We start from the raw sequence: 22,564 nt of genomic DNA, 5'->3' as shown, positions 1-22,564 counted from the left end.
CTGGCGTTGATTTTTGGCACGCTGTTGAGTTCTCAAGGAACGGTCGCTTCCTTTGTACTCACCCTCTCGGGCTTTCCTCCGGGCGCTTCCCTTCGTTCTTGCGTTTCCGACTCTATCAGATCTTTTCTCGACCCGATTTCCTCGGTGCTTTCCAGGTTCCCGCTCTCGCGTTTCCCTTTCCGGCGGTTCCGACTCTATCAGATCCTTTCGGCGTCTGACCCCCAGTCAGCGGGGCTTGTCTTCACGGCCGTTGGGCCGTTCCGACGTCTCAAACCTTAGCGGATCCGCTCGGCGATTCCCAATCGGGCCGTCGAGTCCCTATTCGAATTGAATTCAGGCATGCCGAAATCAATCCCGTAGGGAGATCGTGCTGGTGGTGTGAGGTGCCACTCGAGGCGGCGGAGGTGTCGTCGAGGAACCGTTACGGCTCTGCGGCAACCCGGAGAACTATACGGATCGGGCAGGGGAGTGTCAAGCGGCCCCTGTCAAGGTCTTTTGTGGGGCTCAGTCCAGGTCGGTGAGCCGGCCGCCGGCGTCCGGCTGGGCGTGCTCCACCCGGCGCAGAAGCCTGGTCAGCACCTCGCCGAGCACCATGCGCTCGGCAGGGCTGAGGTCCTGGAGGAGTTCCTCCTCGAAGACGGTGGCGAGACGCATCGCCTCCAGCCACTTCTCGCGACCCTCGGGAGTCAGCTCGACGATCACCCGGACGCGATTGGTCTCGTCACGCTCACGGGTGACCAGGCCCTCCGTGACCATGCGGTCGATCCGGTGGGTCATCGCGGCGGGCGTGAGGCCGAGCCGCTTGGCCAGGTCGCTGGGTCCCAGGCGGTACGGAGCACCGGACAGGACCAGCGCCTTGAGGACCTCCCACTCGGCGTTGCTGATGCCGAGGTCGGCGGTCTGGCGGCCGTACGCGACGTTCATACGGCGGTTCAGCCTGGACAGCGCCGACACGATCTTCTCGACCTGCGGGTCGAGGTCCTGGAACTCGCGCTGGTAGGCGGCGATCTGTTCTTCGAGGGTCGGCTCCGTGACGCCGGGCGTGTCGGCCATGGCCGCAGTATGACACGAGGCCCCTTTGCCCTGAAGTCCTTGACTGTGTACTCTTTAGCTTCGAACTTTAGCTTTGAAGTCTTCACTCCTAACTAGTGAGAGAGGTGAACGTGACCAGGGCGATGGGCGCGGCGATGCGCCGGATCCACGTGGGCAACGCACTCAGCGCATTCGGGCTCGGCTTCACGGTCCCCTACCTGTACGTCTATGTGGCGCAGGTGCGGGGCCTCGGGGCCATGACAGCGGGTCTCGTGCTCGCCGTCTTCGCCGTGGCCGCGTTGATCGTGCTGCCGTTCGCCGGCCGGGCGATCGTGCGCCGCGGCCCGCTGCCGGTTCTGCTCGCCGCCCTGGTCACCGCCGCGCTGGGCGCGTTGAGTCTGGGGCTCGCGGGCAACGCCGGCGCCGTACTGCTGTCGGCCGCGGCGCTCGGCGCCGGGCAGGCCGTGATGCAGCCGGCCCTGGCGACCATGATCGTGGACTGCTCCACGGCGGAGACCCGGTCGCGGGCGTTCGCGACGCAGTTCTTCCTGCAGAACCTGGGGCTGGGCGTCGGTGGCCTGATAGGCGGCCATCTCGTCGACACCACCCGGGTCTCCTCCTTCACTCTGCTGTTCGCGATCGAGGCGGGAATGTTCCTGCTGCTGGTCGCGGTGATGGCGACGGTGCGGACGCCGCACTCGCCGTGTATCGCCGACGCTCCGTCCGGTGGGGCGAGGGGAAGCTGGAAGCGGCTGCTCGGGAACCGGGCGATGGTGCAGCTGTGTGTGCTGGGCTTCGTGCTGTTCTTCGCCTGCTACGGACAGTTCGAGTCGGGACTGAGCGCGTACGGCGTGGAGGCCGCGGGGATATCGACCTCGGCGCTCGGTACGGCGCTGGCCGCGAACACGCTGATGATCGTCGTCGCGCAGTTCGCCGTGCTGAAGTTCGTCGAGCGGCGCCGGCGGTCGCGGGTGATCGCCGGTGTGGGGCTGGTCTGGGCCGTGGCGTGGCTCGCGGCGGGGTACGCGGGGCTCGGGCACGGCAGCCAGGAGATGGCCACGGCCGCGTTCGTGTCGACGTACGCGCTGTTCGGTCTGGGTGAGGCGATGCTGTCGCCGACGGTCGCTCCGCTGGTGGCGGATCTGGCGCCGGAGGGGATGGCTGGGCAGTACAACTCGGCGTTCGCCCTGGTCAAGCAGTTGGCGCTGGCTGTTGGGCCGGCGGTGGGTGGGCCTCTCGGTGCCTCGCTGCACGCGCCGTACATCGTGACGTTCCTGCTGTTCTCGCTGGGGATCACGGTGTTGGCGTTGCGGTTGGGGCGGGGGCTGACTGTTGCGCAGGATCAGCCTTGGGCTGCCGCGAGGAGTCGAGTGGTGGCCCGGGAGCGGCCGCGGAGCCGGTCACCGCGGAGGCGTAGGCCCCCCGGGGGTGGTGCGGGCCAGGGGGTGTTTCGCCTCTACGCGCCGGCGGGGTGCCTCCCCACCGGCCACCCGTGCCGCCCTGGGGGTCCCCCAGGCCCTCAAGGCACGGAGGAGGCCCGCATGCCCGAAGCCACGCGGGCTCCTAGCCCTTCGGCAGCAGGAACTCGCACCACACCGCCTTGCCGCCGCCCGGGGTTCTTCTTGAGCCCCAGCTGGAGGCGATGGTGGCCACGATGGCGATGCCCCGGCCTGATTCGTCGGCCGGTTCTGCCTGGCGGCGGCGGGGGAGGTGGTCGTCGCCGTCGGTGACCTCGATGATCAGGCGGCGGTCGGTGCGGCGCAGCCGCAGGCGCATCGGGGGCGTGCCGTGCTGGAGGCTGTTGGCGACCAGTTCGCTGGTGGCGAGGACGCCCAGGTCGTGCAGCTCGGCGGGGAACCGCCAGCTGGTCAGGACGCCGGAGGCGAACGCTCTGGCCCGGGGGGCCGCTTCCACACCGCCGAGGAGTTCCAGGGCCGCGTTGCGGAACAGGTCGCCCGTGGGGCCCTTGTGGGCGGGGTGCTGGAGGACGAGGACGGCCACGTCGTCGTCGTGGTCGGCGGTGACGCCGGCCGAGCGGACCAGGCGGTCGCAGACGACCTGGGGGGTGCCGGTCGCGCCGGACAGGGCGCGCTCCAGGGACGCGATGCCCTCGTCCAGGTCCTCGTTCCGGCGCTCGACCAGGCCGTCGGTGTAGAGGACCGCCGTGGAGCCGGGACCCAGCGCGATCGAGCCGGAGGCGTGCATCCAGCCGCCGGTGCCGAGCGGCGGGCCGGTGGGCTCGTCGGCGCGCAGCACCGTGCCGCTCTCGTCGCGGACCAGGATGGGCAGGTGGCCGGCGGAGGCGTACACCAGGCGGCCCTCGTTGGGGTCGTGGACGGCGTAGACGCAGGTGGCGATCTGGTTGGCGTCGATCTCGGTGGCGAGGCCGTCGAGGAGCTGCAGTACCTCGTGCGGGGGGAGGTCGAGGCGGGCGTAGGCCCGTACGGCCGTGCGGAGCTGGCCCATGACCGCGGCCGCTCGCACCCCCCGGCCCATGACGTCGCCGATCACCAGGGCCGTGCGGCCGCCGCCGAGGGTGATCACGTCGTACCAGTCGCCGCCCACGGCGGCCTCGGTGCCGCCGGGCTGGTAGGTGGCGGCGATGCGCAGGTCGTCGGGCTCCTCGAGTTCCTGCGGGAGCAGGGAGCGCTGCAGGGTGACGGCGGTCTCGCGCTGGCGGCGCTCGCTGGCGCGCAGCCGTTCGGCGGCCTCGGCGTGGTCGGTGACGTCGGTGGCGAAGACGAGTACGCCGGCGTCGCGGTCGCCGTCCTCGGCGACCGGAGTGCAGGTGAACGTGTATGAGCGGCCGTCGACGGCCTTGCGGGACTTCAGCGTGCGGGATCTGCCGCTGCGCAGTACCTGGTCGAGGAGCGGGAGCAGGCCGAGTTCGGCGAGTTCCGGGAGCGCTTCGCGGGCGGGGGCGCCCGGGGGCCGCGGGCCGAAGGCCGAGGTGTAGGCGCCGTTGACGTAGCCGACGCGGTGGTCGGGGCCGTGGACGAGGGCGACGAGGGCCGGGACACGGTCTAGGACGTCGCGCGCGGGCAGTTCGTCGACGGCGGGCACCGGCGGGGTCCCGTCGGCCGGCTGTCCGGCGCGGGCCATGGGCACGGAGCCTTCCCCCCGGCGGTCCGGGGAGACCGCGGTGTCGGTCCGCGCGGCGGCGCGGCGCTGCGTTCCGGGGAGCCGGGCGCTCCAACGCGTGAAGTTCACAGTGGGGAAAGCCTCGTGGGTGCTGAGGGCGGGCAGGTGCCCGTCCGAGGACGTGGGGCAGTCTGGCAGGTGGCCGTCCGCGGCGATATTCGTCAGACGCCGGGGCGGCCCGTGGAGTTCCCGGGTCCGGTCAGGACGACCCCTTCGGGTCGTCGGAGGGGCTGTGCGGAGGCTTTCCACCGGCCGCGAGTTCGAACTCCGCTCGGGGGTGTTCGAGTGAACCCAGCGAGACGATCTCCCGTTTGAAGAGCCCGGCGAGGGTCCACTCCGCCAGGACCCGGGCCTTGCGGTTGAAGGTGGGCACCCTGCTGAGGTGGTAGACGCGGTGCATGAACCAGGCAGGGTAGCCCTTCAGCTTGCGCCCGTAGATCTGGGCGACGCCCTTGTGCAGGCCGAGGGAGGCCACTGAGCCGACGTACTTGTGCGCGTACGTCTCCAGGGGCTCGCCGCGCAGCGCGTGGGCGATGTTGTCGCCGAGGACCCTGGCCTGGCGGACGGCGTGCTGGGCGTTGGGCGCGGTGTGGGTGCCGGGTTCGGCGGCGGTGACGTCGGGGACGGCCGCGGCGTCGCCCGCGGCCCAGGCGTGCGGGGTGCCGTCGACGGTCAGCTCGGCGGTGCACTTCAGGCGGCCGCGCGCGTCGAGGGGCAGGTCGGTGGCGGCGAGCAGCGGGTGCGGTTTGACGCCGGCCGTCCACACGAGCGTGCGGGTCGGGAAGCGCTGGCCGTCGCTGAGGACGGCTACTCGGTCGGCGCAGGAGTCCAGGCGGGTGTTCAGCAGGACCTGGATGTTGCGGCGGCGCAGCTGGGTGACGGTGTAGCGGCCCATCTCCTCGCCGACCTCCGGCAGGATGCGGTCGGAGGCCTCGACGAGGATCCACTTCATGTCCTCGGGGCGGACGTTGTGGTAGTAGCGCGCGGTGTAGCGGGCCATGTCCTGCAGTTCGCCGAGTGCCTCGACCCCGGCGTAGCCGCCGCCGACGACGACGAAGGTGAGGGCGGCGTCGCGGACCGCCGGGTCGCGGGTGGAGGAGGCGATGTCCATCTGCTCGATGACGTGGTTGCGCAGCCCGATGGCCTCTTCGACGGTCCGGAAGCCGATGCCGTACTCGGCGAGGCCGGGGATGGGCAGGGTGCGGGCGACCGAGCCGGGGGCGAGGACGAGTTCGTCGTAGCCGATGAGTTCGGCGGTCCTGCCCTCCTCGGCGGTGGCGAGGGTGGTGACGGCGGCGGTGCGCACCGCGTGGTCGACGGAGGTGACCTCGCCGACGACGATGTGGCACTGGTCCAGGACACGGCGCAGCGGTACGACGACATGGCGGGGGGAGATGGAGCCCGCGGCCGCCTCGGGGAGGAACGGCTGATACGTCATGTAGGGGTCGGGAGTGACGACGGTGATGTCGACCTCCCCCCGCCTGAGCTCCTGCTTCAGCCTCCGCTGCAGGCGCAGGGCCGTGTACATCCCGACGTAGCCGCCGCCGACAACCAGAATGCGCGCACGTTCCTTCACCACCCCATGACGCACCCGACGCTCTTGTTTGTCCACAGCCCCGGCAATTTGTGTGACCGTCGAGCGGGGGTGGGCGCGTCGGTGCGCGCTGCCGAAGCGGGGAGAAAGCGGGCAGGTCAGCGAGGGCGGGCGAGAGGGGACGAAGGTGCGTTATCGGGGCGTAACTGACCCGTACTCCGATCGAGGGGCGCACTGTGCGGAACCTGCCCCTTCTGAATTGACTGCCTCTCAACTATGTTCGTGTGTCGACGGGGTGTAGGGGATGTGGTCGAACGGGTCCGCGAAGGACGGTCCCGCTCGGGACCGATGCCAGGTCCGCGCACTCCGGATTCAGTGGCGGGGAGTCTCCGGGGGGAGACGTCATTTACCGGGGGAAACACATGCATGTTCAGGACACTCATTGGTCGTCGGCAGCCCTCGCCTCGGGCGGCACGGCGGTGAGCGCGGCGGCGGGCAACGGACGCGCGGACTCGGCGCGTACGACGCCGCTGCGGGTGGACGCACAGCGCAATCTGGAGCACGTGCTGCGTGCGGCGCGTGAGGTGTTCGGCGAGCTGGGGTACGGCGCGCCGATGGAGGACGTGGCACGGCGGGCGCGGGTCGGGGTCGGCACGGTGTACCGGCGCTTCCCGAGCAAGGACGTTCTGGTCCGGCGGATAGCCGAGGAGGAGACCGCGCGGCTGACCGAGCAGGCGCGGACCGCGCTCGGTCAGGAGGACGAGCCGTGGTCGGCGCTGTCCCGCTTCCTGCGGACGTCCGTGGCGTCCGGTGCCGGGCGGTTGCTGCCGCCGCAGGTGCTGCGGGTCGGCTCCACCGGTCCGGGCGACTCGGGCGGCCCTGTCGGACTGGTGGGCGCGGTCGGTGCGAGTGGTCCGGTGGGTTCGGGCGGCTCGGGCGATGAGCCCCGGGTGCCGCAGCAGCGGGTGCAGCCGGGCGCCGGTGAGCTGCGGCTGGTGCCGGAGGACGCGTCCTCGGCCGTGGCCGACGACGCCGGGGTCGGCGCGCTGCTCGAGGTCGTCGGGCAGTTGGTGGAGCGGGCCCGGGACGCGGGCGAGCTGCGGACGGACGTGTCCGTGGCGGACGTGCTGCTCGTGATCGCCACGGCGGCGCCCTCGCTGCCGGACGCGGCGCAGCAGGCCGCGGCTTCGGCGCGGTTGCTGGACATCCTGCTGGAGGGGCTCCGGTCCCGGCCTGCGTAGCGGCGGCGGCCGTCCGCCGCCCGGCTCCGCTTCGGCGGAGTCGTCTTCCACACCCGCACCACCCGTGCGCCGTCGCGGCCGGGCGGTGCGGGTGGCCCGCGTGGCACGCGCGGTCACGGTCGGGCCGGCGCCAACTGGGCGCGGACAGACCGAATTTCTCGTTCGGGTGACGCCTGGTACTGCGGGGATTGGTGCTGTGGCACCCTGAGCCGGTGACGGGTTGGGCTGTGCCGGTTTCGGGGGCTTTGCGCGATGGGCGTTGACGGGTGGGACGAGTCGCGTGGTGACGGTGATTCCGAGGCCGCCGGGCTGACCTCGCCGCAGGTGCCGAAGCAGGGCGGACCGGCCGGGGCGCCCGCCGAGGCAGGCGTGCCCGTCCAGCGGGACGGCAGGGTGCCCTCGCCCCGCCGGGCGCCGCCCGCGGACGGCGAGTTGATCCACCGGATGCGTACGGGCGACGACTCCGCCTACACGGAGCTGTACCGGCGGCACGCGGACGCCGTGCGGCGCTACGCCCGTACCTGCTGCCGTGACGCCCACACCGCGGACGACCTCACCGCCGAGGTCTTCGCCGGGATGCTTCAGGCGGTACGGGGCGGCGCGGGGCCCGAGTACGCCGTGCGCGCCTATCTGCTGACCTCGGTGCGGCGTGTGGCCGCGCACTGGGCCAGGTCCGCCCGGCGTGAACAACTCGTCGACGACTTCGCCGTGTTCGCCCAGCAGGCGGCGCGGCCCGCCGAGGGGGCCGGTGACGAAGCGGTGGACGTGGGCGCCGATGTGCGTGCGCTGCACGAGGCCGAGCAGTCCATGGCGCTGCGGGCCTTCCGCTCGCTGCCCGAGCGCTGGCAGGCGGTGCTGTGGCACACCGAGGTGGAGGACGAGTCGCCCAGTGAGGTGGCCGTGCTGTTCGGGCTGGACGCCAACGGCACCCGGGTGCTGGCGAGCCGGGCCCGGGAGGGGCTGAGGCAGGCCTATCTGCAGGCCCATGTCAGCGCGGCGTTGACCGGTGACGAGGAGTGCGCCCGGTACGCCGACCAGCTCGGCACCTATGCCCGGCGCAAGTTGCGGCTGCGCGCCGAACGGGGGCTGCGCAAGCACCTGGAGGAGTGCGCCAGGTGCCGGCTGGCGGCCGCGCAGATCGAGGAGGTCGCGGGCGGTATCCCCGCGGTGGTGCCGGTCGCGGTCCTCGGCTGGTTCGGGGCCGCCGGGTACGGGAAGGTCCTCGGGATCATCGCCGGTGGCGCCGGAGTGGGCGCCGCGGGTGCCGCCGCGGCCGGCGGGTCCTCCGCGGGTTCGGGTGCGGGCGGCGCGGCCGCCGCCGAGGGGCTCGGGGCGCCGGTGAAGGCCGGGATCGCGGCCGGTGTGGTCGCGGTGGCCGCGGCCGCGGTGGCGCTGGCCCTGGTGCACGACGGCCGTCCGGCGAGGGAGGTGGCCGGGCCGTCGCCGTCCGCTCCCGTCGTGCCGACACCGCGGCCGTCGGTCTCGACGCCGGCGCCCGCTTCGACGGCCGCTTCATCGGCCGCCACGAGGAAGCCGCCCGTCGCCCCGCCGGTGGTGCCGGTCTCCCGGACGAGCCCGGCACCGGCCTCTTCGACCGCCGCCCCCGCGCCGAAGCCGACGGACGCTCCGCGGCCCACTTCGAAGCCGAGTCCCGATCCGCGTCCGACGGCCACTCCCAGTCCGGCTCCCACTCCCCCGCCGGCTCCCGTCGTCTACGAGTGGAGCGGCCTGCGTTACGACGTCAACGGTGACGGGGCCGTGCCGGAGATGCGGCTGTGGGGGAGCAGTTGGGTGTGGCAGCGGTACGGGATGCCTGTCGGCGGGAAGCGGTACGCGCGCGGTGTCAGCGTCCACGGAGAGTCGTCCGTGATCGTCGACCTCAATCGCCGGTGCACCGCCTATGACGCGCTCGTCGGCGTCGACGACATGACCCTCGGGCTCGGCAAGGTCGTCTTCTCCGTGTACGCCGACGGGGTTCAGCTGTGGCGGTCCGGGGTGGTCGGGGGGCGGGACGCGGCCGTACCCGTGCATGTCGATCTCACCGGGCGGGAGACCGTACGGCTGGTGGTGTCGCCGGGGGGCGGGGGGATCGAACGGGTGGCGCTTGCCGACTGGGCGGAGGCGCGGTTCAGCTGTTGATCGTGCCCGGCGCTGACGCGTGGCCGCCCACCAAGCGGCACGACCGCCCGCGGCTGCGCGAGCACGTCAGCCGCTGACGAGTGGGCGCCGCCCCTGGCGGCACGCATGCCCGCAGCCGCGCGGGCTCGGATACCCGTAGCAGAGCGGGGCTCATTGCCCGCGTCACGGCAGCCGCTGGCGGATAGGCGCCCGGCGGTGGGGTCAGGCGCCGGAGGCGAGGGCGTTTCTGCGGGGTTGGATGCCGGAGGGGACCGCTCGGGCGCGGGCCGGGGTGCCGGTCCAGCAGGTGCCGCGGCGGGCCAGCAGGCGGCGGAGCCAGAGTTCGAGGGCGGTCAGGTCGGCCAGGCCGTCCAGGGGGAGGGGTTCGTCCGCCGCAGCGGCGCGGACGGCCTTGCGGATCACCCGGGCCTCCACCAGGCCCGCGTCCGCCAGCAGGGGTGTGGCGAAGAGGTCCATCAGGTCGTCGGCGGCGAGGCGCAGGCCCGCGCGGGTGGCCGCCGCCGAGGAGGCGTGGGACGGGGCGCCCCAGCCGGGCGGGAGGTTCGTGACGCCGGCGCCCTCCAGGACCCTGCGCAGCACGGCGGAGCGGGCGCCGGGCTGGACGCGCAGGGCCTCGGGGAGGGCGCGGCAGGCGCGGACGACCTGGTTGTCGAGGAAGGGCGCGTGCAGCCGCTGGGAGCGGACCTCGGCGGCCTGTTCCAGGACGCGGAGGTCGGCGGCGTGGCGGGCGAGGGCGGCACGCGCGCGGTAGTCGCCGGGGCGCTGGCCGGAGCCGAGGGCGGACCGCTCCGCCTCCCCTTGCAGCAGAACCGATACTTCAGCCAATGCCTCCCCGGTCAGCCAGCGGGCCGCCGGCCCGGGTCTCGCCCAGGACAGCCCGGCGAGGGAGGCGCCGACCGCGCCCTTCGGCTCGTCGAAGCGGTGGCGCATCAGCCGCTCGGCGAGCAGTTCCAGGCCCGTCCGGTACGGGGTGCGGGCCAGCCGCCGGGCAGCGCCGTACACGCGCGCGGGGACCATCACCGAGCCGTCGGCCCGGGCGAGCGCGGCGACCGGCCGGACCAGGTGGCGCCGCTTGCGGTCCATGAGGAGGTCCGCGAGGCGGGCGGGGTGGGCGTCCAGGACCTGGCGGGCGCCGTGCCCGGTGAAGTGGTCGGCGCTGCCCGCGGCGAGGCGGGCGCGGTGGCGGGCGGCCGTCACCAGGGAGGGGCCCGGCTCGTCGGTGAGGGGGCCGTCGAGATCGGCGTACGGCAGGCTCTCCTCACCGCCGGTGACCACCACGTGGTGCAGGCGCGGGTTGGCCGCGAGGGTGCCGGCGCGCTCGACCTCGGACTCGCGGCCGCGGACGGCCAGGTCGTTGAAGGTGACGGCGAGCAGCCGCTCCCCGGCGCCCGTGCCGTGGCCGAGCAGCGTGCCGGGCCTGCCGGGCAGCCCGGCGGCCAGCAGGGCAAGGGTGCCGGAGGCCGGTCCGCCGGACAGGTCGGCGCCGATGCCGGGCACGGGCATACCGCGCGCGGCCCGCCGCTCGGCCGGTCCCATGCCGGGCACCGGCCCGGGGTCGAGGTCGGGCACGTGCCGGGGTGCCGACAGCCGCGCGCGCACCGCCTCGATGAGGGCGTCCCGTACGGCGTCCACCGCGAGGTCCGGGTCGGCGGGGGGCGCGGCGACCGCGAGGGAGGCGACCGGCTCGTAGCCGGTGATCTCGCGTGCTCCGGTGCGCAGGACGAGCGCGTGCCCCGGCGGAACGCGCCGCACGCCCTCGTACGGGGTGGTGTCGCGCAGCGCGGCCGGTACGTCGGGGGCGGCGAGCAGGGCCGCCAGGTGGCCGAAGTCGAGGTTGGCCTCGATGAGGTCGGCGAGCGGCAGCGCGGCGGTGGCGTAGGCCGTGCCGCCGGCCCAGGGGGTGTGGAAAACGGGTCGGGCGCCCGCGAGGTCGCCGCAGACGGTGAGGCGGCGGCCCACCTGGACGACGGCCGTGTAGCTGCCCGGCCAGGCGGTCAGATGGCGCAGCGCGCCCCCGCGCGCGGTGAACAGGCCGCGCCGCAGCTCCTCGTCGGTGGCGCCGCAGGTGCCGAGGACGGCGATGCGGTTCTGCGCGTCGGCGTGCACCACGCGCACCTCGTCGGGGCGCCAGTCGCCGACGGCCCACAACGGGTCGGGATCGCCCCACAGGAGGTGGGAGCCGACCGGGTGCAGCGTCTCGCCGTCGTGTCCGGTCGCACCCGCGGAGCCGATTTCGGCGACGCCAGCGGCGGTGCTGCTCCAACCCACCAACCACCGCATCGACGCCTCCACACAGCGTGGACAACCAGTGCACCGTACGAACCGGGACCATGCTGCCATGAAGAACGCGCCACGGAGGCGCGGCGACGCCGCCTTCGATCGAGGGAAACCGGTGGCGGAGCCGGCAGGGGGCGGCAGAGTATCGGACGCGGGCCGGTGGATGAACACCAGGGCGGCCGGGGGTGGATGGCGGAAGCGGGCGCGACGGGTGCGACGCGAATGCGCCCCCTGCGTGCGCCCCGAAAACGCCCTTCGCGCCCTCAAGTACCGTGGTGGGAGCGGTAATCGCCCATCCGGGGCAGGGCCTATTTTCAGCCAAATTGGGGACAGCCGCACGGGTTTGAGCACGCTCCGTACAGGCCTGCGCAAGACCCTCCGGTACGGGCACGCGCACAGTCCGGGAGGCGGTCATCGCCTCCCGGACCGGTCCGCCACCCGCGGGGATGAAGGCGGCGGTGTCCCCCAGCCCACTGGATCCAGTACAGCGGGCCGACCCACGCGACAGCCATGGAACCGCTCCCCGGATGGCCGGAGAAGAGCGCACGGACGGGCGCACGGCCACACGTGCGGGGGCACGCCGCGACGCCCCGTGCACGGTGCGTACAGGGCCGTACTCCCGTACGGACCACAATCCCGCCATCCGGAACAATGCCCCTTAACGCTTGGGATGCGGCGAACTACGCTGGGTTTACGAATGCCGCACGGTTATGCCAGCGCGGCAGCCGTCTGTGTCGAGGGGTGACGCATGTCCAGGGAGCAACGCGGGCCGAACGACAAACTCGGCACCGTTCTCGCCCTCGCGGGAATCAGCAACGCGGGACTCGCGCGACGCGTCAACGACCTCGGCGCCCAACGCGGGTTGACGCTTCGCTACGACAAGACCTCGGTGGCGCGCTGGGTCTCGAAGGGGATGGTGCCGCAGGGCGCGGCGCCGCACCTCATCGCGGCCGCCATCGGCCAGAAGCTCGGCCGCCCGGTGCCGCTCCACGAGATAGGCCTGGCGGACGCGGATCCCGCGCCCGAAGTGGGCCTCGCCTTCCCCCGGGACGTGGGGCAGGCGGTGAAGTCGGCCACCGAGCTGTACCGGCTCGACCTGGCCGGGCGGCGGGCCGGCTCCGGCGGCATCTGGCAGTCCCTCGCGGGGTCGTTCGCGGTGAGCGCGTACGCGACGCCCGCGTCACGGTGGCTGATAACCCCCGCCGACGGCTCGGTCGCGCGGGAGGCGAACGCCGCCGAGGACTCCGGCGCACCGATCAAAGTCGGCCACAGCGATGTGCAGAAGCTGCGGGAGGCCGCCGAGGACGCCAGACGCTGGGACTCCAAGTACGGAGGCGGCGACTGGCGTTCGTCCATGGTGCCGGAGTGCCTGCGGGTGGAGGCGGCACCGCTGCTGCTCGGCTCCTACTCGGACGAAGTGGGCCGCGCCCTGTTCGGGGCCTCCGCCGAACTGACCCGGCTGGCCGGCTGGATGGCCTTCGACACCGGGCAGCAGGAGGCGGCGCAGCGGTACTACATCCAGGCGCTGCGGCTCGCCCGCGCGGCGGCGGACGTCCCGCTCGGGGGCTATGTGCTGGCCTCCATGTCGCTGCAGGCGACGTACCGGGGCTTCGGTGACGAGGGCGTCGACCTGGCGCAGGCGGCCCTGGAGCGCAACCGGGGACTGGCGACCGCCCGCACCATGAGCTTCTTCCGGCTGGTGGAGGCGCGGGCACACGCGCGGGCGGGGGACTCGCCGGCCGCCGGCGCGGCACTGAAGGCGGCGGAGAGCTGGCTCGAGCGATCCAGGGACGGTGACAACGACCCTTCTTGGCTTGGTTTTTATGGATATGACCGGTTCGCCGCCGACGCGGCGGAGTGCTACCGCGATCTGAAGGCGCCGCGCCAGGTGCGGCGGTTCACCGAGCAGGCGCTGTCGAAGCCGACGGAGGAGTTCGTGCGGTCGCACGGGCTGCGCCTCGTGGTGTCCGCCGTCGCCGAGCTGGAGTCGGGCAATCTGGACGCCGCCTGCGAGCAGGGGGTGCGGGCCGTCGAGGTGGCTGGGCGGATCTCCTCCGCGCGCACCACCGAGTACGTGAAGGACCTGCTGCACCGGCTGGAGCCGTACGGGGACGAGCCGCGGGTGGTGGAGCTGCGGGAGCGGGCCCGGCCTCTGCTGGTGGCTCCGGCATAGGACCCCCGGTCCGGGTTTGAAGGCATTGTCAGTGGCGCAGTGCACTATCGGAGCCGGGAGGTGGTGCGGGTGCGTGAGGGTGCGTACGACTGCGACGTGCTGGTGATCGGAGGCGGCATCGTCGGCCTGTCGACGGCCTACGCGATCACGCGTGCGGCGCCGGGTACGCGGGTGACCGTGCTGGAGAAGGAGCCGGGGCCCGCCCGGCACCAGACGGGGCGCAACAGCGGGGTCATCCACAGCGGCGTCTACTACCGGCCGGGCTCGCTCAAGGCCCGGTTCGCCGTGCGCGGCGCGGCCGAGATGGTGAAGTTCTGCGCCGAGTACGGCATCGCGCACGCCGTCACCGGGAAGCTGATCGTCGCCACCGAGCGGGACGAGCTCCCCCGGCTGCACGCGCTCGTGCAGCGCGGCCGGGAGAACGGGCTCCAGGTGCGCGAGCTGGGCGCCGCGCAGATCGGCGAGTACGAGCCGGAGGTGCGCGGGCTGGCCGCGATCCACGTCGGCACGACGGGGGTGTGCGACTTCGTGGGCGTGGCCCGGCAGCTTGCGCGGGCCTCGGGGGCGGAGATCCGGTACGGCGCGCGGGTGGTCCGGGTGGACCGGCGCCCGGAGCGGGGCGTGGCGGTGCTGACCGCGGCCGGCGACGTCGTACGGGGCCGGGTGCTGGTGAACTGTGCCGGGCTGTACTGCGACGAGGTGGCGCGGCTGACCGGGGACGAGCCCGGGGTGCGGATCGTGCCGTTCCGGGGCGAGTACTACGAGCTGGCGCGGCCGGAGCTGGTGCGCGGGCTGGTGTATCCGGTGCCGGATCCGGCGTTCCCGTTCCTCGGGGTGCATCTGACCCGGGGGATCGACGGCGGCGTGCACGTCGGGCCGAACGCGGTCCCGGCCCTGGCCCGGGAGGGGTACGGGTGGGGGGTCGTACGGCCCGGGGAGGTGGCCGGGACGGTGGCGTGGCCCGGCTCGTGGGTGATGGCCCGGCGGCACTGGCGGTACGGGGCCGGGGAGCTGCGGCGGTCGGTGTCCAGGAGGGCGTTCCTGACGGCGGTGCGCAGGCTGCTGCCGGCCGTCGAGGAGGCGGACCTGGTGCGCGCCCCCGCCGGGGTGCGGGCGCAGGCGGTGCTGCGGGACGGGACGCTGGTGGACGACTTCCTGATCCGGGAGGGGAGCCGGGCGGTGCACGTGCTCAACGCCCCGTCCCCCGCGGCGACCGCTTCGCTGCCGATCGGCCGGGAGATCGGACGCCGGGCGCTGGACATGCTCGGTGCGCTGTGACGGCCGTGCGCTGTGACGTCGCCCTCCGCTTCGGGCACCGTCCCGGGAAATCGCGCCACCGCCGTAAAATCGGTGTCACTGTGTCTGACTCGCTGAACCTCCCCGAAGCCCCCCGGCCCGCGACCGCCGCCGCGCCGCGGCCCGCGCACGTCCCCGGTGTGTCCGTGCGGCACAGCCGGGCCAAGGGGGAGCCGCGGTTCCCCGACGGGCCCAGGGCCGACCCGGCCGGATCGCACTTCGAGCGGCGGATCCGGAGCTTCCAGCCGCGGCGGAGCCGGGTCACGGCGGGGCAGGCCGACGCGCTGCAGCGGCTGTGGCCGAAGTGGGGTCTGGACATCGACGGGCAGCGCGTCATCGACCTCGGCGAGCTGTTCGGCGACGACGGTCCCGTCGTGCTGGAGATCGGGTTCGGAATGGGTGAGGCCACCGCGCGGATGGCGGCCGGGGACCCCGGCACCAACATCCTCGCGGTCGACGTGCACACCCCGGGGCAGGGCAACCTGCTCAATCTCGCCGACCAGAGCGGGCTGTCCAACGTCCGGGTGGCCAACGGCGACGCCATCATCCTGCTCCGGGAGATGCTCGCGCCCGACTCGCTCGACGGGCTGCGCGTGTACTTCCCCGACCCCTGGCCCAAGAAGCGGCACCACAAGCGGCGGCTGATCCAGCCCGAGTTCCTGACGCTGGCCGCGAGCCGGCTGAGGCCCGGGGCGATCGTGCACTGCGCGACCGACTGGGAGCCGTACGCCGAGCAGATGCTCGAGGTGCTCACCGCGCACCCGGACTTCGAGAACACCCGGGCCGACGGCGGTTTCGCGCCGCGTCCGCGGTTCCGGCCGCTGACCCGTTTCGAGGGGCAGGGGCTGGAGAAGGGACACGTGGTGAACGATCTGCTCTTCCGCCGCGTACCGCACCGGGATCGCTAGGTCCTGTCCGTCCGACCCGCACCAGCCCGTTTCCCCGGTCACCGTTAGGGTCGATGCCGTGGCCATCAGTCCCCCGTACCCGAGCTACTCCCCCGGTCCCGGAAGCGGAACGCACCCGCACTGGTGGCAGCGCCGATGGGTGCGCTACGGGGCGCTGATCACGCTGCTGGCGCTGTCGGGCCTGGTCATCCTGGCGCTGGTGCGCCGGCAGACCGGCACCGCGGGCTTCCTGGTCGGTCTCGGGCTCGCCGTGCTGCCCGTGCCCTGGCTCCTCGCCGCCTTCCGCTGGCTGGACCGGGTCGAGCCCGGCCCCTGGCGGAACCTGGTCTTCGCGTTCGCCTGGGGTGCCTGCGCGGCGGCGCTGATAGCCATCGTCGCCAACAGTTTCGCGACGAAGTGGATAGCCACCTCGACCGCCGATCCCGCCGGTGCCGACACCCTGGGCGCCACCCTGATAGCGCCCGTCGTGGAGGAGTCCGCGAAGGCCGCGGCCGTGCTGCTGGTCTTCCTCTTCCGCAGACGGGACTTCACCGGGATCGTCGACGGCGTGGTGATAGCCGGGGTCACCGCCACCGGCTTCGCGTTCACCGAGAACATCCTCTACCTGGGCACGGCCTTCGGGACCGACCGGCTCAGCGGCGGCCACGGCATCGCCTCCGTCACCGCCGCCACCTTCTTCGTGCGCGTCGTGATGTCCCCGTTCGCGCACCCCCTGTTCACCGTGCTCACCGGCATCGGCTTCGGCGTCGCCGCGCTCTCCACCGATCGGCAGCACGCCCGGCGTGTCCTGGTCCCGCTCGGCGGACTGCTGCTGGCGATGAGCATGCACGCCCTGTGGAACGGCTCCGCCACCTTCGGCCAGTTCGGGTTCCTCGCCGTCTACGCCGCCTTCATGGTGCCCGCGTTCGGGCTGCTGACCTGGCTGGCGGTCTGGACCCGGCAGCGGGAGCTGCGGACCGTGCGGGAGGAGCTGCCCGCGTATGTGTACGCCGGGTGGCTCGGGCCGGCCGAGCCGTTCGTCCTCGGGTCGATGCGGGCGCGCCGCGCCGCCCGGGACCACGCCCGCCGCCACTTCGGCGGGCGGCCCGCCGCGCGGGCGGTCGCACAGTACGAGGCGTACGCCACCTCGCTGGCCTTCCTGCGGCACCGTGGGCGGCGGGGACGCGCCGGCGCCGACTCCGCCGCACGGGAGCAGGAGTTGCTCGCCGAGCTGTGGCGGCGCCGGGAGGTGGCCCGGCCGGCGCTGGAGCACGCGGCCAGGACCGTGGCCCCGATGCCGGCGGCCACGGCGTACTGGGCGCGGTACGGATATCCGGCGGTGTCCGCCGGCCATCCGGCGGCCTACGGGCAGCCGACGGCGTACGGGCACCCGGCGGTGCCGTACGGATATCCGGCGGTCCCGTACGGCAACCAGACGGTGCCGTACGGGAACCCGCCCGTGCCGCCGGCCCGCTACCCCGGGTACAACCCGTACCGGCCCTAGTGGGGCACCCGCCCCCGGCCGGGGGTCAGGCGGAGGCCTGGTTCAGGCGGTCCACTTCCTCCTGGGCGAGCCGCAGTTCCGCCACGCCCAGCAGCGCCGGGAGCTGTTCCACCGTGCGGGCCGAGGCGATGGGCGCCGTGACCGTCGGCTGGGCGGCCAGCCAGGCGAGGGCGACCGTGGCGACGGGGGCGTCGTGGGCGCCGGCGATCTCGTCCAGGGCCGTGAGCACCCGCTGACCGCGCTCGGAGTCCAGGTGCTTGGCGGCCGAGCCGGCGCGGGCGCTGTCGACCGTCGTGCCGGGGCGGTACTTGCCGGTGAGGAAGCCGGAGGCGAGGGCGAAGTACGGAACCGCGGCGAGGCCCTCACGGGCGGCGAGATCCTGCAGCGGACCCTCGTACGTGTCGCGGGATACCAGGTTGTAGTGGGGCTGGAGGGCGACGTACCGGGCCAGTCCCTCGCGGTCGGAGAAGTCGAGGGAGGCCCGCAGCCGCTCGGGGCTGATGTTGGAGGCGGCGATCTGCCGGACCTTGCCCGCCTTCACCAGTTCGTCCAGGGCGCCGACGATCTCCTCCACCGGCACCTCGGGCTTGTCGAAGTGCGTGTAGTAGAGGTCGATGTAGTCGGTGTCCAGGCGGCGCAGGGAGGCGTCGGCGGCGGCCTTGATGTTGGCCGCGGTGAGCCCCTGGTACTCCGGGTGCTGGCTCACCTTGGTCGCGATGACGACCTCGGAGCGGTTGCCGCGGGTCTTGAGCCACTTGCCGATGATGGTCTCCGACTCACCGCCCTTGTTGCCCTCGATCCACGCCGAGTAGGAGTCGGCGGTGTCGACGAAGTTGCCGCCGGCGGCCGTGTAGGCGTCGAGGACGGCGAAGGAGGTCTTCTCGTCGGCGGTCCAGCCGAAGACGTTGCCACCGAGGGCGAGCGGGAAGACCTCGAGGTCGGAGGAGCCGATTTTGCGCAGAGAAGCAGTCATGCCCTGTTACAACGATCACCCCGGTACCGCCCATTCCGGGATCGCGCGAACGGTGTGTGAACACGACGGCAGCCCTGACGCCGGGGGTGGCGTCAGGGCTGCCGGGATCGGATCGAGGTGCCGGGCCGGGTCAGGAGGCCCGGGGCCGGCTCAGGGGTTGAGGCCCTTGCCGTGCAGCCACGCCATCGGGTCGATGCCGGTGGCCGCGCCGCCGGGGTGGACCTCCAGGTGCAGGTGCGGGCCGGTGACGTTGCCGGTGGCGCCGACGCGGCCGATGACGTCGCCGGTGCTGACCTTCTGGCCGGCGGAGACGCTGATCGAGGACTGGTGGCAGAACCAGAGCTCGGTGCCGTCGTCGAGGGTGAGGACGGTGCGGTAGCCGTAGGAGCCGGCCCAGCCCGCCTCGGTGACGGTGCCGCTGTGGATGGCCTTGATCAGCGTGCCGGTGGGCGCGGCGAAGTCGAGGCCGGTGTGGTACCCGGAGGACCACATCGAGCCGGCCTCGCCGAAGGTCGAGGTGATCGTGTACGAGGACGTCGGCAGCGTGTACTGCTTGGCCAGCGCGGCCAGCCGCTCCTCCTCGGCCTTCTTCTCGGCGGCGGCCTCGGCCTCCTTCTTGGCCTCGGCGGCCTTGGCCTCGGCCGCGGCCGCGGCCTCCTTCTGCGCCTTGACGGCCGCGTCGGCGGCCTTCTGCTCGGCGGCGGCGGCCGCTGCCGCGCCGGCCGTGGAGTCGGCCTTGCTCTGCTGCTGCTCCGCCTGGGCCATGATCCGGTTGCGCAGGGTCTCGCCCGCGTCGGAGCCGTCCTGCTCGCTGTCGGCGGCGGTGGTGCCGACCGAGCTGAGCGAGGCCGTGGTGGCCTTGGACTCCTCGGAGTGGCCGTCGTCGAACAGGGAGCCGACGGAGGGCAGATCGGGCATGGAGATGGACACCGGCGGCTTGCCGGTGTGGGCGCTGGCCATGCCGCCCGCGCCGACGGCCGCTATGACGCCGACGCCGAGGACGGTGGAGCTGCGGGCGAGCCCGCCGCGCTGCTTGGCGACGCGGTGCCGGCCGCGTACGGGGCGGATGGACTCCTCGGTGGGATTCCACTCCTCCCAGGGGCCCTCTTCGGCGCGGTAGCCGCCGTAGCCGAATGTTTCGGTGTCACGCTGGCTGGGCACGTATGGGGCTTCGGGGGCAGGCCGGTTGGACGCCACGCGGGCGTACTCCTTTCCTTCCTCCGCCTACCGGGTTAGCTGACGGGTTCGGAGCAGGAAGGTCTCCTACGCGCGTATACGTACCGAGAACCTGATCGGTTCACGGTGGCATCCGCGTGATTCACCCCAAAGTAGTGGTTCCCCGGTTCCCTTGCGGGATTCGGCGCGTGCGCACGGAGCCGCCTCTTGTGACGGCTGGGACGACCGCGCTGCGTTATCGAACGTTAATAGACTCACCTGTGAGATTCCAAGCCGTTCGGCTTGATCATTAACGTTCCTGAGGGTGGACGTACGCCGCACGGCTGTGAAAAACGGGCGAGTTGACCGGCCTTCAGGAGTCACGGAGTTTTTGACGGTGCCTCAGCAGCCAAGCGGAGGGCTTCCGTCCGATCACTGTTGGTTACATCTGTCGGAGTCGGCGTACGGCCAGCAGCGCCATGTCGTCCGCCATGCCGCCCCCGGAGTGCCGCCTGACCTCCGCGGCGAGCCGGGTGAGCAGGGTGCGCGGGTCGGGGAAGCGGCGCCCGGCGAGCCGGCGCACCGGGTCGTAGAACCGGCCGTGGGCGTCCCGGGCCTCGGTGAGGCCGTCGGTGTAGAGCAGCAGGGTGGTGCCGTCCGGGAAGCGGGTCTCGGCCGCGCGGTCGGGCCACCGGCCGAGGTCGCCCATGCCGAGCGGCAGCGCGGGCTCGTCCGCGGTCAGGGCGCGCAGGGTGCCGTCGGCGTGCAGCAGCAGGGGCGGCGGATGACCGCGGTTGACGATCCGCACCACCCCCTCGCCGTGCGGCAGTTCGGCGAGGACGACGGTGGTGAAGCCCTCCAGCGCGTCGACCCCGTCGCGCCGGGTGCCCTCGCGGGCCAGCGCCCGCTCCAGCCGCCCCGCCACCGCCTCCAGCGTGGCCTCCTGCTCGGCGGCCTCCCGGAACGCCCCGATCACCACGGCGACGGCGGCGACCGCGCCCATGCCCTTGCCGCGCACGTCCCCGACGACCAGGCGTACGCCGTGCGGGCCATCCTGCACCGCGTACAGGTCGCCGCCGATGAACGCGCCCTCCTGCGCCGCCTCGTACCGGGCCGCGATGTCGAGGCCGGCGATGCGGGGAGCGGGCTCGGGCAGCACGGCCCGCTGGGCAGCCTCGGCGATCTCCCGGACGGAGGCCAGCCGCCGGTCGCCGAGGCGTACCACCCGGTTGATGGCGACGGCCAGCAGGGCGACCGTGGCCACGGTGACGATCTGGGTGACGGTGTTGACGTCCAGGCCCGTGCCGAAGTGGGCGTGCACCACATAGGTGGCGGCCAGGGCGGCCAGCCCGGTGAGGAGCGTGGTGCGCAGCGAGGTCAGGGGCGCGGCGACCAGCGGGGCGGCGGTGAAGAACGGCACGGCGGTGAAGTCGCGTGGGGTGAGCAGGTCGTACAGGAGCCCGCCGGCGATGAGCAGGAGGGAGAGGGCGCGGGGCAGGGTGCGTGCGACGGGGCGACGGCACCGCTCCGGCGGGAGGGGCGCGGGGCCGGCGCCGGGGCCCGGATCCGGGTCCAGGTCCGGGTCCGGGTCCAGGTCCGGGTCCGGGTCCGGGACGGGTCCGCCGGGGAGCCGGCCGCCCGCTCTGGCGTACGGGCTCTCCTCCACCTCACCAGGGCGCACTGCTGGTCTCCCGTGTCCTCGACGTACGACCAGCGTGGCGGGGGCGCGGGAGGCGGGCGACTGCTGTGGACCGAGCGGATGACCTGCTGTGACGTACGCCACTCGCCTTGTGTCGCGGCTTTCCTGGTATCCGACGGGAGCGCGGCGGAAAACACTCAGGGCCGGAATCCATGTACTGGATTCCGGCCCTGAGTCTTCAGTAGCGGGGACAGGATTTGAACCTGCGACCTCTGGGTTATGAGCCCAGCGAGCTACCGAGCTGCTCCACCCCGCGTCGTTGTGTCTCCAGCATACGCCATGCGCGGGGTGCTCGGCACACACGTTTCCGCGCGGCGCCGCTCAGGGCAGCAGATGGGCGTTCGGCGCCTTGGCCGAGCCCTCGTACTCGGGGAGCAGGACGACGTCCACGCCGGCGGCCGCCAGCACCCCGGTGCCGTCGGCGCCGGGGACGAAGGTGTCCGGCTCCCGCCAGGCCGTGACCACCCGGCGCACGCCCGCGCGCAGGATCAGCTCGGCACAGGGTGCCGGGCGGGAGGCCCGGCGGGAGCAGGGCTCAAGGCTGCTGTAGACGGTGGCGCCGGGCAGCCGCGGGTCGGCCGGGTCCAGCTTCGCCAGGGCCGCCTCCTCGGCGTGCACCACGGGGTCGCCGCCCTCGCGCGAGTGGCCGCGGGCCAGCTCGGTGCCGTCGGCGGCCACCACCACCGCGCCGACGCTGAACGCCGTGCGGGAGGGCGGGCACAGGGCGGCCAGTTCGCAGGCGGTGGCCAGCCAGCGCCGGTCGGCGGCGGCCGGTGCGGGGCCGGCACCGGGGGCGGTGGGTTCGTAGCGCATCAGGACGACGTCCTCGATCCGGCGGGACTCGGTGAGCCGGAGCCGACCGCCCTGGTACGCCCCCGGGCCGAACAGGCGCGGGGCGGCCGGGTCGCCGACGAACAGCGGGGCGAGGACGAGCTGCAGTTCGTCGGCGAGGCCCTGCTGGAGGAGCTGGGTGTGGACGGTTCCGCCGCCCTCGACCATCAGGCGCCGTACTCCGCGTACGTCGTGCAGGTGTTCCAGCAGGGCGCGCCAGTCGAGCTCGGGGCCGAGGGGGATCACGTCGGCGGTCCGGCCGAGGACGTTGGCGGCCCGTTCGGCGCCCCGGTCCGTGGTGTACACGAGCTTCTCACCGCCGGTGTGCCAGAAGTTCGCGGCCGGGTCGAGGTCGCCTGCGGCGGTGACGGCGATCTTCAGGGGGTAAGCGGGCCGGCCCTCGGCCACCCGGGCGGCGCGGCGCTCGGGCGAGTTGACAAGGAGCCGGGGGTTGTCGGCGCGGATGGTGCCGGCGCCGATCAGGATGGCGTCGGCCGAGGCCCGTACCTCGTCGACGCGGTCGAAGTCGGCCGGGCTGGAGAGCAGCAGCCGGTCGGGGCCGGTGTCGTCGAGGTAGCCGTCGAGGGAGACGGCGGCGGACAGCAGGACGTACGGGTACGGCATCGGCGCGCTCCCTCACGAGGACCCCGGCGGAGTCTTGGTTCAAATTTGAAACAAACTT

14 protein-coding genes, 1 tRNA gene, 1 pseudogene and 1 riboswitch are annotated in these 22,564 nt (G+C 73.2%); of the genes and pseudogenes, 7 read left to right on the top strand and 9 right to left on the bottom strand.

All coding sequences use genetic code 11. The annotated features are described in order from the left end of the window. Positions 1-504: 504 nt before the first annotated feature. The gene (locus tag ACFVVO_RS12395) at positions 505-1,053 is read right to left on the bottom strand and encodes a MarR family winged helix-turn-helix transcriptional regulator (RefSeq protein WP_390054105.1); all 549 of its coding nucleotides are present in this window, start codon (positions 1,051-1,053) and stop codon (positions 505-507) included. Positions 1,054-1,187: 134 nt separating this feature from the next. On the opposite strand from ACFVVO_RS12395, the pseudogene ACFVVO_RS12390 reads away from it, so the two are divergent. Next, a pseudogene (locus ACFVVO_RS12390) lies at positions 1,188-2,449 on the top strand (MFS transporter). 146 nt (positions 2,450-2,595) lie between these two features. Here the strand turns inward: ACFVVO_RS12390 and ACFVVO_RS12385 are convergent. Both ACFVVO_RS12385 and ACFVVO_RS12380 read right to left on the bottom strand, forming a co-directional pair. Continuing rightward, positions 2,596-4,242, bottom strand: coding sequence for a SpoIIE family protein phosphatase (locus ACFVVO_RS12385; RefSeq protein WP_390054103.1), 1,647 nt, complete (start codon positions 4,240-4,242; stop codon positions 2,596-2,598). Between the two features lie 130 nt (positions 4,243-4,372). Next, entirely contained in the window at positions 4,373-5,752 is a 1,380-nt protein-coding gene (locus ACFVVO_RS12380; RefSeq protein WP_390054102.1) for an NAD(P)/FAD-dependent oxidoreductase, read from the bottom strand. A gap of 377 nt (positions 5,753-6,129) precedes the next feature. Here ACFVVO_RS12380 and ACFVVO_RS12375 point away from each other — a divergent pair, with 377 nt between their 5' ends. After that, positions 6,130-6,948, top strand: a complete 819-nt coding sequence (locus ACFVVO_RS12375; RefSeq protein WP_390054101.1) for a TetR/AcrR family transcriptional regulator — start codon at positions 6,130-6,132, stop codon at positions 6,946-6,948. A 252-nt stretch (positions 6,949-7,200) separates the two neighbouring features. Further along, on the top strand, positions 7,201-9,087 hold the full coding sequence (locus tag ACFVVO_RS12370; protein WP_390054099.1) for a sigma-70 family RNA polymerase sigma factor: 1,887 nt from the start codon (positions 7,201-7,203) through the stop codon (positions 9,085-9,087). Positions 9,088-9,288: 201 nt separating this feature from the next. On the opposite strand, the gene ACFVVO_RS12365 is transcribed toward ACFVVO_RS12370, so the two are convergent. Next, the gene (locus tag ACFVVO_RS12365; protein WP_390054097.1) at positions 9,289-11,367 is read right to left on the bottom strand and encodes an asparagine synthase-related protein; all 2,079 of its coding nucleotides are present in this window, start codon (positions 11,365-11,367) and stop codon (positions 9,289-9,291) included. Positions 11,368-12,112: 745 nt separating this feature from the next. Here ACFVVO_RS12365 and ACFVVO_RS12360 point away from each other — a divergent pair. The 4 genes from ACFVVO_RS12360 (at position 12,113) to ACFVVO_RS12345 (ending at position 17,224) form a co-directional block, all read left to right on the top strand. After that, a complete protein-coding gene (locus ACFVVO_RS12360) occupies positions 12,113-13,537 on the top strand; it encodes an MFS transporter (protein WP_390054095.1) in 1,425 nt (474 codons plus the stop codon). Positions 13,538-13,597: 60 nt separating this feature from the next. Then, the gene (gene lhgO / locus ACFVVO_RS12355; RefSeq protein ID WP_390054145.1) at positions 13,598-14,815 is read left to right on the top strand and encodes an L-2-hydroxyglutarate oxidase; all 1,218 of its coding nucleotides are present in this window, start codon (positions 13,598-13,600) and stop codon (positions 14,813-14,815) included. Positions 14,816-14,895: 80 nt separating this feature from the next. Next, positions 14,896-15,741 (top strand): tRNA (guanosine(46)-N7)-methyltransferase TrmB, encoded by an 846-nt coding sequence (gene trmB / locus ACFVVO_RS12350; RefSeq protein WP_390054094.1) that lies wholly within the window; start codon positions 14,896-14,898, stop codon positions 15,739-15,741. A gap of 58 nt (positions 15,742-15,799) precedes the next feature. Next, positions 15,800-17,224 carry a PrsW family intramembrane metalloprotease gene (locus ACFVVO_RS12345; RefSeq protein ID WP_390054092.1) on the top strand — a complete coding sequence of 475 codons (1,425 nt, stop codon included), beginning with the start codon at positions 15,800-15,802 and terminating at the stop codon, positions 17,222-17,224. 25 nt (positions 17,225-17,249) lie between these two features. Here the strand turns inward: ACFVVO_RS12345 and ACFVVO_RS12340 are convergent, their stop codons facing one another. The 5 genes from ACFVVO_RS12340 to ACFVVO_RS12320 all read right to left on the bottom strand — a co-directional run bounded on the left by ACFVVO_RS12340 (position 17,250) and on the right by ACFVVO_RS12320 (position 22,506). Further along, entirely contained in the window at positions 17,250-18,197 is a 948-nt protein-coding gene (locus tag ACFVVO_RS12340) for an aldo/keto reductase (RefSeq protein ID WP_390054090.1), read from the bottom strand. Positions 18,198-18,347: 150 nt separating this feature from the next. Continuing rightward, positions 18,348-19,394, bottom strand: coding sequence for a M23 family metallopeptidase (locus tag ACFVVO_RS12335; RefSeq protein WP_390054089.1), 1,047 nt, complete (start codon positions 19,392-19,394; stop codon positions 18,348-18,350). Positions 19,395-19,401: 7 nt separating this feature from the next. Further along, positions 19,402-19,570, bottom strand: a riboswitch (cyclic di-AMP (ydaO/yuaA leader). A 224-nt stretch (positions 19,571-19,794) separates the two neighbouring features. Continuing rightward, positions 19,795-21,033: a PP2C family protein-serine/threonine phosphatase gene (locus ACFVVO_RS12330; RefSeq protein WP_390054088.1), complete on the bottom strand. Its 1,239-nt coding sequence runs from the start codon at positions 21,031-21,033 to the stop codon at positions 19,795-19,797. Between the two features lie 200 nt (positions 21,034-21,233). Continuing rightward, positions 21,234-21,307, bottom strand: a tRNA-Met gene (locus tag ACFVVO_RS12325). A 65-nt stretch (positions 21,308-21,372) separates the two neighbouring features. Next, positions 21,373-22,506 (bottom strand): dihydrofolate reductase family protein, encoded by a 1,134-nt coding sequence (locus tag ACFVVO_RS12320; protein WP_390054086.1) that lies wholly within the window; start codon positions 22,504-22,506, stop codon positions 21,373-21,375. Positions 22,507-22,564: the final 58 nt, after the last annotated feature.

The organism is Streptomyces sp. NPDC058145 (assembly GCF_042884245.1).
GTDB lineage: Bacteria > Actinomycetota > Actinomycetes > Streptomycetales > Streptomycetaceae > Streptomyces.
This window is presented reverse-complemented; position numbering and strand designations above follow the sequence as displayed.